Below are 14,801 nucleotides of genomic sequence, written 5' to 3' on the forward strand. Positions count from 1 at the left end.
CGAAACTGAAACAGCGCGCGCCGATTGAGTATCGACACGCGCTGGCTGCTTAGTTTTTTCTTCTGTCTACTTGACAGGGGTATGACCAGGATGGTGCTGTGCGGACCCAATGTAATCGAAAAACCGACTACATTGCGCTTGCCACAAACCCATCTCCACTCTACCACGCCCCGTCCCAACGCCGCCCTAGGCTCACCACGCCCTGGTCATACCTCACCCCGACCTTACTCAGCCCACGCCCCGTCCCTACCTCCCACTCGCCCCGTCCCTATCTCGCCGGGGCGAAACCGGCTACGTCACTAAGAATGTCATCGAGCGCCTTCAGCGTATCCGGCTGAAGCACCGCATCCACCGCCTGCGCATTCTCAAGCACCTGCTCCGGTCTGCTGGCACCGATCAGCGCTGAGCTTACGCCGGGCTGGCGCAGCACCCAGGCGAGCGCGAGCTGGGAGAGCTTGAGGTCCAGCTCAGCGGCAAGCGTATCCAACCTGCCGACAACCTCCAGTACATCATCCCGCAGGTAGCTGCGGATGACGCCGTTCACGGAATCATCCGCGCCGCGCGTACCGGCCGGCGGGAGTTGACCGGCCTTGTATTTGCCGGTCAGAATGCCCTGGGCCAGCGGGGAGAAGACCACCTGTCCCAGGCCTTCATGGGCAGATACTTCAAGCACCTCCGCTTCGATGTACCGCTCGAACATGTTATAGATCGGCTGATTGGCGGCGAGCGGCCGTAGGTTCAGTCTGTGGCTGATGCCAGCCGCCTGCGAGATCTGGGCCGCGCTCCATTCGCTGACGGCGGAGTAGAGGATTTTGCCTTGGGCGGTAAGATCATCAAGGGCGCGGAGCGTCTCCTCCACAGGAGTGTCCTGATCGAAGCGGTGGCAGAAATACACATCGATATAATCGGTGCCCAGACGCCGCAGGCTGGCTTCGCATTGCTCCATAATATGCTTGCGCGAGAGCCCGCGGTCATTCACCCCGTCGCCCATCGGGAAATATACCTTGGTGCTGAGGACGTAATCGGAGCGCTTATAAGGCCGGAGTGCGGCACCGATGGCCTTCTCGCCTTCGCCCCGGTTATAGGCATTGGCCGTATCGAAAAAATTGATACCGCATTCAAAAGCGCTGGCGACACAAGCATCCGCCGCCTGCTGCTCTGCCGCTGTTCCATACGTAAGCCAGCTGCCCAGTCCGATCTCGCTGACTTTCAGTCCGGTATTACCCAGTCTTCTATATTTCATATTCTCTCAATTCCTCCTTCAAGGTAATGGGTTTCCTTGCAGTGTTTTAATTCGTCAACTGGTGAAGGACCACAGCACATGCGCCGGTGGCGACCGAACGCTCACCCAGTCTGCTTCGGGTGAAGCGGACGTTATACTGCTCCCGGTAATAGGTTCGCTCAAGGGCGATCTGTGTGGCCGTCTGATAGAAATCATCTGCTGCGAGGAACAGCGGCCCGCCGAGAATAACCTCCTCGGGATGCAAAATATTGATCAGGTTCGCCAGCCCGATGCCGCAGTACACCGCCATTTCGTTGAACAACCCCACCACAACAGGGTCGCGCTCCTTCAGCGCTTCGATCAAGTGGGCGAATTCCAGTTCCCCGGCATGCCCGGCCAAGCTGCGGAGCCTGTCGCTGCTGCCCTGCCGCCATGCCTCACGGGCTTGTTCTTCCAGGGTGTGGACCGAGACATAGCTCTCCCACGCCCCGGCATTGCCTCCAGGAATCTGCGGCGGCCGCCCTGAGCCTTCAATGATCATCTGTCCGACCGCTCCCTCGGTATCGATGATGCCGTAGAGCAGCCGTCCATCGTTCATAATGGCGGAGCGCAGGCCGATTCCGGCATGGAGATAGAGAAGATGCTGCTGTATCCGGTTGCTGCTGGCCCAGTATTCGCCAAGCAGAGCCGTATTGGCTCCATTATCCAGATAGACAGGCACCCCCAGGCGCTGCGCCAGCTGCTCCTTGATATGTACTTGTGACCAACCCTCTGCAGGAAAACGGGCCGGATTCAGGATGACTCCAGCCGTGCGGTCCAGCGGACCGACTGCGCCAATGCCAAGTCCGGCGACCCGGCTGAGCTGAATGGAGGCTGCGTCAAGCATCTGCAAGGCTTGTCTGTGGAGCGACTCCATCAGCAGCTCGGGGGTAAGCCCCGCATCCATGCTCCAGGTATATTCGCCCAGCAGCCGTAGATGAAAGTCCGTCAGCACAAGCTTGGCATGGGTACGGGAGATCTCCAGTCCCAGCAGATAAGCGTAAGACGGATTCGTCTCATAGAGGGTAGGGCGGCGTCCTCCGGTGGATTCGCCGAAGCCGACTTCAACCAGAAGCTCCCGGGACAGCAATTCGTCCAGTATACGCGTTAAGGTGCTTATCGTCAGTCCGCTTTCTTCCAGCAGGGTCTGCTTGGAGACGGTACCGTGTGTTCTTACGGTGAGGTAGATTTCCCTGGCTTTGGGATTGGCGATGATTTCGTGAATGAGCAGCACGGACGATTCTCTCCTTATAATGTACTAGACCTGTTTTTACAATGACACAAAAATCAGGGGGCCGCAACTATCACAAGGAGAGAATGCAAGAGGAGTCTAACAGGGGAGGCATAGGCCGGATTGCTGCAGCAGGCATGCGGGCATAAGCGGGCGCTGCTCTGGGAGACAGGGCCTTGAGCTAGAGCAGCGCCTTGAAGGAATGGCGGATCACATCGCCGCGGCTGATGATGCCGACCAGCACATGGTTCCGTTCAACGGGAACCTTTTTGATCTGCTTTTTGCCGAGGATGGTAGCGATGGCTTCAATATCTTCTTCGGCATGCACGGTGATGACCTTCTTCTTGGCGATAGCCATTACGTTCAGACCCAGCAGCTTCTGCGCCCGTTCCTCGAACAGATCATTATCCCCGACGAACACATTAATCTGGAAAAAAGAATCCACGATCAGATCCTCATGCCTGCCGATATAGCGCATGATATCCCCGTCGCTGAGGTAGGCGACAATCTCGTTCCGGTCATTGACTACGGGCATGCCGCTGATCCGGTGGGCAATACATTTCTCAATAAAAGTCCGTACGGTGTCTTCCTGCTTAACCTTGTACACCTGACGGACCATGAATTCATGGGCTTTCATACCGGTTCCCCCTGAAAATTAGCTTCTGCAGAAATAAGTTGTATCATGAAAGTATATACTTGTATTATACAAGTGAAAAGAGTAAAGTCAATGAATAAAAGAGAAGAGGGGCAACCGGCATGGACAAACATTCAATTGAGACAATAGAGCTGGAAATGGCGGTTTTGTTCCGCCGTCTCACTTCGATTACCACGTTCAAAAAAATCGGCAATTTGGATCGTGCGGCCTACCTGCTGCTGCATCACATTGAATCTCGTGAGGGAACTACCGGGATCAAGGCAATCTCCGATGAGTTTCAGCTGGATATTTCTACGGTCAGCCGGCAGGCTGCCTCACTGGAGAGCAAGGGGCACATCACCCGGGTACCGGACCCTGTGGACGGGCGGGCCTATTCGCTCCAGATTACGGAGACGGGCAAAGCGAGTCTGGAGGAGAACCGGCGGGTCCGGCAGGAGATGATCGAACAACTGCTAAAAGGCTGGTCGGAGGAGGAGGGACATCTGTTCGGGGAGCTGCTGCAGAAGTTCAATGCGGCTTTTCTGGAGGAGGGCTGATGAGGCGCGGAGTTTAAATAACCGGGCCAGCGAGAGCCGGGAAGGGTGTTCAGCCTGGGAAGGAAGAAATCTATTGTATTTTGTACATGCAGATGATGCAAAAAGGGGGCTGTTTCGGCCCACTGTTGTACTTCCTACATTAGATTTCGCAGAAACAGCCTGGATCGGCCAGATCTGCTCCATTCTGTTGCAGCAAATACAGCAGAATGTGTTTTAGGAGGCTTTTGTTCTGCTTCTGTTGTATAGAATACAATCACTCCTTCTGTATCCCGCCATAAATCCAAGCAAATGCCGGGCATGATGCATAACAGGGTAAGGGCCGTCCGCAGCGTTACTTCACGCTGCGGACGGCCCTTTGTGTCTCATTCTATTCAGGCAACAAGAACAGGCTTCAAGCAAACCCCGGGTTCCCTCTCATCCCCACCCACAGCGGGGATTGCTCCAGGCAAGCGGCGAGCTGCAATAGCAGATCCTCGCGTCCCTTGGAGGCCATGACCTGGACGCCGATTGGCATCCCTTCTGCCGTAAGGTGCACCGGTACGCTCATGGCAGGCTGGCCGGTCAGATTGGCGAGCTGGGTGAAGGGCGTGTAGGTCAGGCTCGGCTCGAACATCTCATAGATCATCCGCCGCTGCGCGTCCTTGGGCAGCCCGCTGACCTGCATCAGCTTCTCTGTCTCCGCCGCAGTCTGGGTCAGCTCTCCAACCTTCGGCGCGGAGTCCGCATTGGCCGGGGTAATATACAGATCGAAGCGGTCCATCAGCGCCGCCATCTGCGCAGCGGCTACATCCCATTCGTGCAGACTGTGTACGAATTCTGCCGCCGAGACCTGCTTCCCGGCTTCGGCCAGCACCCAGGTGACAATATCCACTTCCTCTGCCTTAATTGCACGGCCCATGGCGCTCTCAAGCGACAGGAACATGGCGGATACTTCTCCGGCGTTCATCGTATAGTAATTGTCCATCAGCCGGACTCCGTTGACCGGGCTCAGCTTCTCATCCACCTCATAGCCCTCGGACTCCAGCCACTTGACCGTCTTCCGCACGGCCTCTACTGCCTCAACGGATACCGGTGTTCCCACCGGCGAAGCGGTGGTGAAGGCGATCCGCAGCTTCCGCTGTGCAGGCTTCAGCAGATCGTCCAGGTAGACGCCCGGATACAGCGGCGTCTGAAAAGCCGCTTCCGGCTGCACCACCTGCAGCAGATCCAGCATCGCGGCGCTGTCCCGCACAGAGCGCGTCAGCGCAAAATCAATCGACGCGCCCTGCCACTGGCGGCCGATCCCCGGGCCGACCGGCGTGCGCCCGCGCGTCGGCTTCAGCCCGAACAGGCCGGTGAACGAGGCCGGTATGCGGATGGAGCCGCCGCCGTCACTGGCTCCGGCGGCCGGAACGATCCCGGCGGCAACTGCTGCCGCCGCACCGCCGCTGGAGCCGCCGGGTGAACAGGCGGGGTTCCAGGGATTGCGGGCCGGGCCGTGGAGCAGGGGCTCGGTGATATTTTTGAGCCCGAATTCCGGCGTATTCGTATGGCCCAGCGGAATGAAGCCGCCGCGCCGGATACGGGCCACATAGTTAGAGTCCCGCTTCGCGACATTGTCCTTCATCAGCAGAGCGCCCGAGGTCAGCGGTTCGCCGCCAATCGCCTGGGAGATATCCTTCAGCAGGAAGGGGACGCCGGCGAACGGGCGGGTGAGATCATCGCCGTCGACAGGCATTTCCGCAGCTTCCTTCAGCGCGGCCTCCCGGCGGGTGCGTACCACCGCATTCAGCAGCGGATTCACCTCATCCATCCGGGCGTAGGCGTCTTCCACAAGCTCACACGCTGAGACCTCCCGTGCTTTCACTAGGGCGGCAAGCCCCAGCGCATCATAACCTGAATAAGCAGACAACGACATAGGTATAACCTCTTTCTGGCAGGAACAGGCAGGCTACTTAGCGGTCAGGCTATAGCTGCAGTCTTGCGCATAGTATATTGCGTTATAAGGAGGGCAGAGACTTTTCAAGTGCGCTCATCTGTAAGATATTGCTTCACTGGAGGCGGGGTATACTCCGCGAACTGCTGCAAAATGCCCTCCGGCGTGGTAGCGTTCAGCATGATGGAATGATGTTTCTCCTGCATGAATTGTTCCCGGGCCATGTTGCTGAACAGGGCAATCAGCGGATCATAATAGTGGTTCACATTAAGCAGTCCGCAGGGCTTCTGATGCAGGCCGAGCTGCGCCCAGGTGAAGATCTCGAAATACTCCTCCATCGTGCCCGGGCCGCCCGGCATAGCAATGAATCCGTCCGCCAGCTCAGACATTTTAAGCTTCCGTTCGTGCATAGAGTCTACCATAATCAGCTCCGTCAGACGGGTGTGCTCGATTTCCCTTTGCTTCAGAAAATGCGGCAGCACCCCGATCACGCGGCCTCCCGCCTGCATCACGCTATCTGCAATAGCACCCATCAAGCCTACAGTAGCTCCGCCATAGATCAGCGTAATGTTGCGTGCGGCAAGCTCCTTGCCGAGTAGAATAGCGGATTCCTTGTATACGGGCGAAGCCCCTTCACTGGAACCGCAGAATACTGCGATACTCTTCATAAGATGCTGACTCTCCTTTGTCTTAAGGTAATGGAATGTGCTGTGAAGAACGGTTGTTTCCTCTACCTAATGTATCACGGATTCAGGTGCATGTAACATTTTTCTCGGTGCCGGAGCAGGCTGGTTCATTGCGGTGGTGCTCTGCATTGACAACTTTTTGCGGAGCGGCTATACTTTCTGTAATCTTATAGTTGGTATACGTTGAACGAGCCAGTAGCAGCCTTGTCCCTGTTCCCAGAGAGCCGGGGGTCGATGGAACCCGGTACACACAAGCGGACTGCGAATTACGCCTCGGGAGTATCTTGGGTAATGCCAAGCGGAGCTAAGCGAACGATAACTCGCCTGAGAGTGGTACGGACTTGTGTGTAATATGGGGTCTGTGCAATTTGGGTGGTAACACGGTTAATACTAATCGTCCCTGTGTCTGAATAGACAAGGGGCGATTTTTTGTTGTCTGTGTGCTGGGGATACTGGCTTAGTGCCTGCGCGGCAGGCTTTTGGCTTCTGTGGCTTGATGCGGTATAGCTGCTCTTTTTTTGACGGATACCAAGGGATATAGAACAATCACTTACACAAAAGGGGCTGTACATGTTGAACATTATTGACGAGCTATTGTGGCGCGATGCCATTAACCAGCAGACAGATGCGGACGGACTGCGTGAATTGACAGAGAGTAAGGCGGTATCGCTGTATTGCGGCGTAGACCCTACGGGCAACAGTATGCATATCGGCCATCTGATTCCATTCATGATGCTGCGGCGCTTCCAGCTGGCCGGTCACCGTCCGGTGATTCTGATCGGGGGAGCGACGGGAACGATCGGCGATCCGAGCGGACGCCAGAGCGAGCGCTCGTTGCAGACGCTGGAGCAGGTGCAGGAGAATGTGGATGCCCTGACGGCGCAGATGAAGAAGCTGTTCATTACCGATGGCGACAACCAGGTGCGGATGGTGAATAACTACGACTGGACCAAGGATATGAATGTCATCGAATTCCTGCGTGATATCGGCAAAAACTTCAGCATCAACACGATGCTGGCGAAGGACGTAGTGTCCAGCCGGCTGGACAGCGGAATCTCGTTCACCGAGTTCTCTTACCAGATTCTGCAATCCATGGATTACCTGCACCTGTTCCAGCACGAGGATGTGCAGCTCCAGATCGGCGGGTCTGACCAATGGGGCAATATTACGAGCGGCCTCGATCTGATCCGTAAAAAAGAGGGCAACGAAGCCAAAGCCTTCGGCCTGACCATCCCGCTCATGCTGAAGGCTGACGGTACGAAATTCGGCAAATCCGCCGGCGGCGCTATCTGGCTCGATCCGAAGCAGACCACGCCTTACGAGTTCTACCAGTTCTGGGCGAATACCGATGACCGCGATGTGGTCAAATACCTGAAGTACTTCACCTTCCTGAGCAAAGAGGAGATCGAAGCGCTGGAGGAGAAGGTAGCTACCGAGCCGCATAAACGCGAAGCGCAAAAAGCGCTGGCCGAGGAAATGACCCGCTTCGTGCACAGCGAGGAGCTGCTGGAGCAGGCCAAGCGCATCAGTGCGGCGCTGTTTAGCGGCGATATCCGCTCGCTGACTGCGGACGAAATCGAGGAAGGCTTCAAGGAAATGCCGACCTTCACAGCAGGCAAAGAAACCAAGAACATTGTAGACTGGCTGGTTGAGCTGGGAGTGGAGCCATCCAAACGCCAGGCGCGTGAGGATATTACCAAAGGCGCAATCTCGATCAACGGGGAACGCGTGAACGAGCTGGAGACGGAGATTACGGCTGAGGATGCCATCGGCGGCAAGTTCATCATTGTCCGTAAGGGCAAGAAGAACTACAGCCTGGTGAAGCTGGTCTAAGCGGAAGCTGCCGGGTGATGGATTGCGGAAGGCGAATAGAGTGAGCTGGATGTTGAGCTGGATCTGGAGCGGTGTTAGGCTGGAACGAGGTTAATGGTGAACTGGAACGAGGTTGATGTGGTTAGTGTGAGATGGCTGAGTGAGGTTGGGCTAGATGAGCTAGAGTGAGTAGATGAGATGGGTTGGGCTAGATGAGTTAGAGTGAGGCAGATGAGTTGTGTTGGGCTAGATGAGCTAGAGTGAGGCAGATGAGTTGTGCTGGGCTAGATGAGCTAGAGTGAGACAGATGAGTGAGGTTGAGATAGATGAGCTTGAATGAGAATGGTGTGAAGTAACTGAGTGATTGGGCTATCCCGCTGTCAGCAGTGACGGGGATAGCCTTTTTTGGTGGTCGCGGGGTGTAGGCTGGTTTCCCATCTGATCCCTGACCGCCATAGGCCGGAAGCGTGGCTGCCTCGTGAAATCACAGGGATAAATCCTTTTGATATCGCCGGAAGTAGGCTGAGTGAGCAAATTAAGTGTATAAATCCCTCAGAGGGGCTGCCGGATGGGAAGAGGCAGGCTAATGAGGAGCATTAGTGCACCTGAATTTGGCGCAAACGGCCGAAACGAGCCAATGAGGAGCATTAGTGCACCTGAATTTGGCGCAAACGGCCGAAACGAGCCAATCAGGAGCACAAGTGCACCTGAATTCAGCGCAATCGGCCGAAATGAGCTAATGAGGAGCATTAGTGCACCTGAATTTGGCGCAAACGGCCGAAACGAGCCAATGAGGAGCATTAGTGCACCTGAATTCGGCGCGAACGGCCGAAACGAGCCAATGAGGAGCATTAGTGCACCTGAATTCGGTGCAAACGGCCGAAATGAGCTAATCAGGAGCACAAATGCACCTGAATTCAGCGCAAACGGCCGAAACGAGCCAATGAGGAGCACAAGTGCACCTGAATTCAGCGCAATCGGCCGAAATGAGCTAATCAGGAGCACAAGTGCACCTGAATTCAGCGCAATCGGCCGAAATGAGCTAATCAGGAGCATTAGTGCCCCTGAATTCAGCGCAAGCGGCCGAAACGAGCCAATGAGGAGCACAAGTGCACCTGAATTCAGCGCAAGCGGCCGAAATGAGCTAATCAGGAGCACAAGTGCACCTGAAATTCAGCGTACGCCCCTTCCCCGCCGGACACCCACCCAGTCCAGCGCGACATCTGACGGGAGAGCCAGGCTTCAAAACAAATAGAAAATAATGCCTTTACCAGCGGCCACAGTCTGGCTGTAGAACCGCTGGATCTCGGTGAAGAACTGGAGCAGGTAGGCAAAGAACGCATCCGCATCATTGTCAGACACCGTATCCGGGTCCAGCGGGTAGACCTCCTCCTCGGCCATGGTCCGGAAATCATACTGCTGGCGCAGCTGCGCTTCATCCAAGCCGGAGATGGCGTCAAGCGCTTCGGCCACTTGTCCGGCACGCAGGCAGAATGCCCCGTATGCCCCGAACTCAATACCCTGGTCTGAATGCAGCGGAACCACATATCCGAGCGGCGCAGGTCCATCCGATATATCTCCGCAGAGCAGGTAGTGAATCGCCTCCCAGGCGCGGTCGATATCCAGCCCGGGGTATTTGTCTATGTTCAGGCTCCCCAGCAGGGTGTTCCCTGCTGCAATCTGCTGCACCAGTTCATCTTCCATTGCAAAGTAATACCCGCGTATCGCCATTGTATCAGCCGTCCTTCCATATTAGGGATAGAGTAGTTGTGCTTAATCCTCAAGCAGCGCAAGCTTGTCTTCGAGTTCAGCAATCTTAAGCCGGATAGCTTCTGCCCGGGGCTCGTCCTGCGCCTTCACAGCAACTGCCAGTTCATCGGCGGCTATGCCGATCTGATACTCCAGATATGTGTAGTCGGATGCGGCGGCAGGGTGGGTGGAGCGTTGGGAATAGGTCATATGCCTAAGCCTCTTTTCTCTGATCTGTGATATATTCATGATACAGGGTTTGCAGGAAGGGCTCAACCTTGTTTCACGGAAACCCGGCACAGGCTGCGACATTGTTCACAGACAATGAACCCGGTTCTGGTTTTACCATAGGGAGTATTGAAAATTATAACTTAATTTTTCAGTAACAGTATGCGGGAGAAATCTCCGCAAAGGAAGGTTTGGTATACATAATGATTGCTGTATCTTTTGACACCTTGGACGAGGCCAGGCACCATCTGGAGGAGCTGGATGTGAACCGTGGCCTGGTGCTGTTCGCTGCGGCTGCGGCTGTCCGGGAATTATCCCGTCATGCGCCTTCGCGGGCAGTATTGTGCTCAACCAAGGGGGAATATACTCCGCAGGGCTACCGCAGCGGCGTAATTACCGGTTTTGAATATGAAGCCGGTATAGCAGAGATTGTGGGCATTCTGCACCCTCCCGTGCTTAGCGCAAGTACGCTGGAGATTGCTTACCGCAAGGTCCGGGGCAATCCGAACGCATTTCTGATGCTGCTCTGTGACGGCACAGGCGGGATGGAAGAGATGCTGCTCTCCTCGCTGTATTTCATGGACCCGCAATTCAAGGTGATTGGCGGCAGTGCGGCTGATGATGAGCGCGGCGAGACTTACCTCTATATAGGAACCCGCCGGGTGCGGAACCTGGGGATTTATTTCAATATGCCTGCCAGCACTGCCCTCGTCAAAGAGAATATATATGTCCCGTCCGGGAAGACGCTGCTGGTGACAGAAGCCGATGTGTTCGGCAGACGGGTCTATTCCTTCAACGGGCGGCCTGCAGCCGGGGAATATGCGCGTGTCCTGGGCGTGCCGGAGAAGGAGCTGGCAGAGCATTTTCTGAGCAGCCCGCTGGGCAAAAGATACGAGGATGATCTGATCATAGCCTCCCCGAAGGCGGTTCATCCGGACGGCTCTGTCACATTTTACAGCCAGATTATGTCTAGTACATATGTGGAGCTGCTGAGTTCTGCCGATCCGCTGGCAGTGCTGGAGGAGACGCTGGGCAGCAGTCCGTTCAAGCCTTCGTTTGTCCTCAATATTAACTGTACGCTGCGGGACCAGCTGTTTACACGGGACGGTCTTTGGGGAGCTTTTGACGAGACGATGCTTGGGTTCTGCGGCAACACTACAGGCTTCATCAGCTATGGAGAGCAATATTATACTAAGCATGCCAATCAGACCATGATTCTGCTGCTGGTTGAATAAGGGAGAGTTGAAATCGGATGGAGTGGTTAAGCAAACTGCGCACAGCTTGGGGGAGAACCCCCTCTGTTGGAGGCGTTCAAAGTCACAGTAATACAAGCGGGTTAGCGGAGAAAGCCCTGGCAGAGCGTGTGATTGAGGCTAAGGGTACGGCCGCATCAACAGAAACGGTTATAGTAGAGGGAAAAGTCGCAGTAGAGGAAGCGGGCGCTAACGCACCTGTATCTTACAGCGGTAAAGATAGCGAAGAACCCTCTGCACACGCTTCAGGCACGGTGTCTTTTGGGGGACATGCCTATGCCCTGGCGGAGCAGATCCGCCTTGAGACTGGAGCTATTCTGAAGGAAGAGGCCCAACTGGTGGAGGACTTCGAGGCCTTGCGGGCAGGCGGCGGGGAGATGATCGGCCAAATTGCCGGGACTCAGCAGCTTCTGGAGCATTTGAAGACCAACAACGGACAGACTGAAGATCTGATTAATGAAATGTACGGCAGCTTGTCCTACTCCTCCAACAAAATCGAATTTGCTAAGGAAGCCAATATCCAGATCTCTGCGGAAATGCTGAAGGCTTCGGAGGTATTTACGGAGTTCGTTGCTTTGAATGAGGATCTGCGGGAGCATTTCCACAGCATTGAGCAGCTGGCCAAGATTATCACGGATATTGCCGAGCAGACGAATCTGCTCTCGCTGAATGCGGCGATTGAGGCGGCGCGGGCCGGTGAACATGGACGCGGCTTCGCCGTTGTCTCCACAGAGATCCGCAAGCTTGCTGACAGCACCCGCAGCCATGTGAAGGAGATTATGGGTTCACTCTCAGGAATGACCCGCGTCATGGAGCAGATTCACAGCAAGTCCGGGGATGGAACGCTCGCGATGAACGAGACCACGGCGAAGATCGGTGAGTCCACGTTATACATGAATGAGATTGTAGAAGCAGAGGAGCAGGTCTTCGAGCATCTGGAGGCAATCCAGGAGTCCCAGGAGAGCAGCATGGAGGATGTGGAGCAGATCAACAGCGACCTGCTGCGCATTCTGGAGAAATCGGGTCAGGACTCAGACCAGTTCCGTAAGCTGGTTCTTACCGTTCAGAAGAAGGCCGACCATTACCAGCAGCTGCTGAATCATCTGCATCAGATCGGGCTGCTCCAGCAGGCGGAAGAAGCAGAGAAGGCTATCGTATAATCAGATATGGTAAAAGGAAAACACCCGGCGGCGGGAGATGGTGCCGGGTGTTTTTGTGTTGTGCTGGGCAACCGCCCTCTGCCATCGGCAGGAGGATCTTCCACTACTACAGCGAGATCAGCCTGTATTCATAAGCGCCAATGGACAGTGGACCGGCAGGTACGGGAGTGCCGGTCAACACATCCTGCCCGCTGTGCGGCAGAGTGATGCTGCCGCCAAGCCCGTCCATGTTGACGAGCGTCCACAGCTCTCCGGCAGCGCCGCGTCTAGGGCAGAGAATAGTGCCTGGCGTGACATCGCTGCGCCGGGTGACCCCGGCGCGGGCGGCATAATGCTCAATCAGCGCACATAGCTGCTTGTCGCCCTCGCCGCCCGAGGGCAGCGAGCCGAGCATCACGATGGCTCCCAGGCCATAGGGCTGCTCTGTCAGGTAGGCCCGGCCCGGCGTCCGGCCCTCCGTAATGACGCCGATTACGGAGGCACCGCCCGGCAGCGGCTCGAACACCGCGCTCCATAGCGACAGCGGCGCGGTGTGGCCGAAGGCCTCCCCGATGCTGCCCGTCCCCTCCATCGGGTAGACGAAGGTAGTGTTCACTCCGGCGAAGCGCTCCAGTTCCCCCAGCGCAGCATCTGTATGCAGGGTATGCTCTCCTGTGCGGCCTCCGCTAAGCGGGCCGACAATCCAGATGCCGCCGGCTTCAGCGAAGGCGAGCGCCTTCTTCATGTATTCCGGCGACAGATAATGGATGTAAGGCGTGAACAGCAGCCTATAGCCGCTTAAATCGCCGCTCTCCGGCAGCAGGTCACGGTGAATCCCCTGATCGAGAATCCGTCTGTAGAAGTCCCCCAGCAGGGAACGGTAGTTCAGCTGTCGGTGCGGCTCCGTAGCCAGGAACGCCTTGGCCCGGTCCGAATAAGTAATCGCCACCTCGGCCTGCACCGGCCGGGTATTCAGCATGTGCGGCTCGATCCGCAGCCTGGCAGCGGAAGCCTTGCGCACATTGTCATATCCGAGCGCAGGCTGGCCCCAGGCGCTGATGATCGAGCTGTGCGTCTGTTCGCTGCCCGTGCGCTGCTGCCGCCACAGCCAGTAGCAGAAGGCGCCTGCCCCCAGTGCGTAGGCAGCCACGGCTTCAGCGGTGAGATAGCCGTCCGGATGCGGCTCGCCGTAGCTTGTCAGCGAAGCGGCATAGGCCGGGCCGGTCTCCATCAGCCAGAAATCCCGCCCGGGCTTGAAGCCGCGCCACAGATCACAGTTCAGCAGATAAGCGTGCCTGTTGGCCTGGGAGGCGTAGGTGTCGAACGAAGCGAAATCAAGCTCCCGGAACAGCTGCTCATTGTCCAGATGAAAAGGAACATTGCTGTTATGCGTAATCGGAGCTGCCGAATGACGGCGGATGATCGCCGCCTGTTCCCCCGCGAACTCCGCAACCTTCTCCATCTGAAACAGCCGGTACTGGGTGACGAGCGATGAATTATGCAGGAAAGGCGTAGCCACCGGCTGCGGCACCTGATCAAACCGCTGGTACATCTGGCTCCACACGCCGGTTCCCCACGCATTATTCAGCTCGCCGATACTTCCGTAGCGGTGCTCCAGCCACTCATGCCACAGTGAGCGGCAGGACCCGCACATGCATTCCGCCACATGCGCCTTCAGCTCGTTGTCGAGCTGCCAGGCGACTAAGCCCGGAAGCGGACCCAGCACCCGGGCCAGCTCTTCCGTGATCAGCGCCGCCCGCTGCCGGAAATAAGGATTATTCGTGCAGACATGCTGTCTGGACCCGTGGCTCATTACCGCCCCGTCTGCCCGGATGTGCAGGCGCTCCGGGTGCCCGTGAGTCAGCCAAATTGGCGGGGTCGCGGTCGGCGTACACATGACCGTATCGATGCCGTGATCATGCAGCTGAAGGATATGCTCAGCGAACGGCCGTACATCGATGGAACCCTCCTCCGGCTCCAGCAGCGACCAGATGAACTCGCCCATGCGTACCAGATTAATCCCGGTCTCCTGCATGAGCTGAAGATCCTGCTGCCGCTCAGCTTCTCCCCACAGCTCAGGGTACCATGCTGCACCGTAATATAGCTTTTGCTTCATCATTATAACCTCCTGGAAAAAGCCCCATATGGGCGATGTATTTTTACTTCTTTCGATCTATATCAATTGAATTTGAAAATTACAGACAGGGAAAGTGGCGGAGGGGAATTTTGGAGCTGTAGGAGCGATAGCGACCGCCTTTGTATGCGGATTTCAACCGTTAAAAACGGTATATATCAAGAAATCTGCAGACAACAGCGGCCGGAAGCCCAAAACTTCT

The 14,801-nt window shown here is 56.3% G+C and carries 12 protein-coding genes; 4 read left to right on the forward strand and 8 right to left on the reverse strand.

The features are described 5' to 3' along the window. Nucleotides 1-268: 268 nt before the first annotated feature. From C162_RS18925 to C162_RS18935, 3 genes are all read right to left on the reverse strand, one after another. Entirely contained in the window at nucleotides 269-1,243 is a 975-nt protein-coding gene (locus C162_RS18925) for an aldo/keto reductase family protein (protein ID WP_036696538.1), read from the reverse strand. A 46-nt stretch (nucleotides 1,244-1,289) separates the two neighbouring features. Beyond that, nucleotides 1,290-2,495, reverse strand: coding sequence for an ROK family protein (locus C162_RS18930; RefSeq protein ID WP_051493682.1), 1,206 nt, complete (start codon nucleotides 2,493-2,495; stop codon nucleotides 1,290-1,292). A gap of 178 nt (nucleotides 2,496-2,673) precedes the next feature. Further along, a complete protein-coding gene (locus C162_RS18935; protein WP_036696539.1) occupies nucleotides 2,674-3,129 on the reverse strand; it encodes a CBS domain-containing protein in 456 nt (151 codons plus the stop codon). 119 nt (nucleotides 3,130-3,248) lie between these two features. Between C162_RS18935 and C162_RS18940 the strand changes: the two genes are divergently transcribed. Further along, nucleotides 3,249-3,683 carry a MarR family winged helix-turn-helix transcriptional regulator gene (locus C162_RS18940; protein ID WP_036696540.1) on the forward strand — a complete coding sequence of 145 codons (435 nt, stop codon included), beginning with the start codon at nucleotides 3,249-3,251 and terminating at the stop codon, nucleotides 3,681-3,683. A 391-nt stretch (nucleotides 3,684-4,074) separates the two neighbouring features. On the opposite strand, the gene C162_RS18950 is transcribed toward C162_RS18940, so the two are convergent. Beyond that, nucleotides 4,075-5,580, reverse strand: a complete 1,506-nt coding sequence (locus tag C162_RS18950) for an amidase (RefSeq protein WP_036696544.1) — start codon at nucleotides 5,578-5,580, stop codon at nucleotides 4,075-4,077. A 104-nt stretch (nucleotides 5,581-5,684) separates the two neighbouring features. Then, nucleotides 5,685-6,266, reverse strand: coding sequence for a TIGR00730 family Rossman fold protein (locus C162_RS18955; RefSeq protein ID WP_036696546.1), 582 nt, complete (start codon nucleotides 6,264-6,266; stop codon nucleotides 5,685-5,687). A gap of 591 nt (nucleotides 6,267-6,857) precedes the next feature. Between C162_RS18955 and tyrS the strand changes: the two genes are divergently transcribed. Further along, on the forward strand, nucleotides 6,858-8,117 hold the full coding sequence (gene tyrS / locus C162_RS18960) for a tyrosine--tRNA ligase (RefSeq protein ID WP_036696801.1): 1,260 nt from the start codon (nucleotides 6,858-6,860) through the stop codon (nucleotides 8,115-8,117). 1,221 nt (nucleotides 8,118-9,338) lie between these two features. On the opposite strand, the gene C162_RS18970 is transcribed toward tyrS, so the two are convergent. Together C162_RS18970 and C162_RS18975 are read right to left on the reverse strand one after the other, a co-directional pair. Next, a complete protein-coding gene (locus tag C162_RS18970) occupies nucleotides 9,339-9,827 on the reverse strand; it encodes a YfbM family protein (protein WP_036696550.1) in 489 nt (162 codons plus the stop codon). A gap of 42 nt (nucleotides 9,828-9,869) precedes the next feature. Then, the gene (locus C162_RS18975; protein WP_036696552.1) at nucleotides 9,870-10,055 is read right to left on the reverse strand and encodes a hypothetical protein; all 186 of its coding nucleotides are present in this window, start codon (nucleotides 10,053-10,055) and stop codon (nucleotides 9,870-9,872) included. A 221-nt stretch (nucleotides 10,056-10,276) separates the two neighbouring features. Here C162_RS18975 and C162_RS18980 point away from each other — a divergent pair, with 221 nt between their 5' ends. Continuing rightward, the gene (locus tag C162_RS18980) at nucleotides 10,277-11,308 is read left to right on the forward strand and encodes an FIST signal transduction protein (protein ID WP_036696555.1); all 1,032 of its coding nucleotides are present in this window, start codon (nucleotides 10,277-10,279) and stop codon (nucleotides 11,306-11,308) included. 17 nt (nucleotides 11,309-11,325) lie between these two features. Continuing rightward, nucleotides 11,326-12,486: a methyl-accepting chemotaxis protein gene (locus C162_RS37475; RefSeq protein ID WP_051493683.1), complete on the forward strand. Its 1,161-nt coding sequence runs from the start codon at nucleotides 11,326-11,328 to the stop codon at nucleotides 12,484-12,486. Between the two features lie 106 nt (nucleotides 12,487-12,592). Here the strand turns inward: C162_RS37475 and C162_RS18990 are convergent, their stop codons facing one another. Beyond that, nucleotides 12,593-14,581 carry a beta-galactosidase gene (locus tag C162_RS18990; RefSeq protein WP_036696557.1) on the reverse strand — a complete coding sequence of 663 codons (1,989 nt, stop codon included), beginning with the start codon at nucleotides 14,579-14,581 and terminating at the stop codon, nucleotides 12,593-12,595. Between the last annotated feature and the right edge of the window lie 220 nt (nucleotides 14,582-14,801).

The organism is Paenibacillus sp. FSL R7-269, from assembly GCF_000517865.1.
In the GTDB taxonomy this organism is placed as follows: domain Bacteria; phylum Bacillota; class Bacilli; order Paenibacillales; family Paenibacillaceae; genus Paenibacillus_AQ.

Coding starts and splice junctions, on each gene's coding strand:
- C162_RS18925 (WP_036696538.1), bottom strand. CDS start 1,243: ATGAAATATAGAAGACTGGGTAATACCGGACTGAAAGTCAGCGAGATC.
- C162_RS18970 (WP_036696550.1), bottom strand. CDS start 9,827: ATGGCGATACGCGGGTATTACTTTGCAATGGAAGATGAACTGGTGCAG.
- C162_RS37475 (WP_051493683.1), top strand. CDS start 11,326: ATGGAGTGGTTAAGCAAACTGCGCACAGCTTGGGGGAGAACCCCCTCT.
- C162_RS18950 (WP_036696544.1), bottom strand. CDS start 5,580: ATGTCGTTGTCTGCTTATTCAGGTTATGATGCGCTGGGGCTTGCCGCC.
- C162_RS18990 (WP_036696557.1), bottom strand. CDS start 14,581: ATGAAGCAAAAGCTATATTACGGTGCAGCATGGTACCCTGAGCTGTGG.
- C162_RS18935 (WP_036696539.1), bottom strand. CDS start 3,129: ATGAAAGCCCATGAATTCATGGTCCGTCAGGTGTACAAGGTTAAGCAG.
- C162_RS18975 (WP_036696552.1), bottom strand. CDS start 10,055: ATGACCTATTCCCAACGCTCCACCCACCCTGCCGCCGCATCCGACTAC.
- C162_RS18940 (WP_036696540.1), top strand. CDS start 3,249: ATGGACAAACATTCAATTGAGACAATAGAGCTGGAAATGGCGGTTTTG.
- C162_RS18955 (WP_036696546.1), bottom strand. CDS start 6,266: ATGAAGAGTATCGCAGTATTCTGCGGTTCCAGTGAAGGGGCTTCGCCC.
- C162_RS18980 (WP_036696555.1), top strand. CDS start 10,277: ATGATTGCTGTATCTTTTGACACCTTGGACGAGGCCAGGCACCATCTG.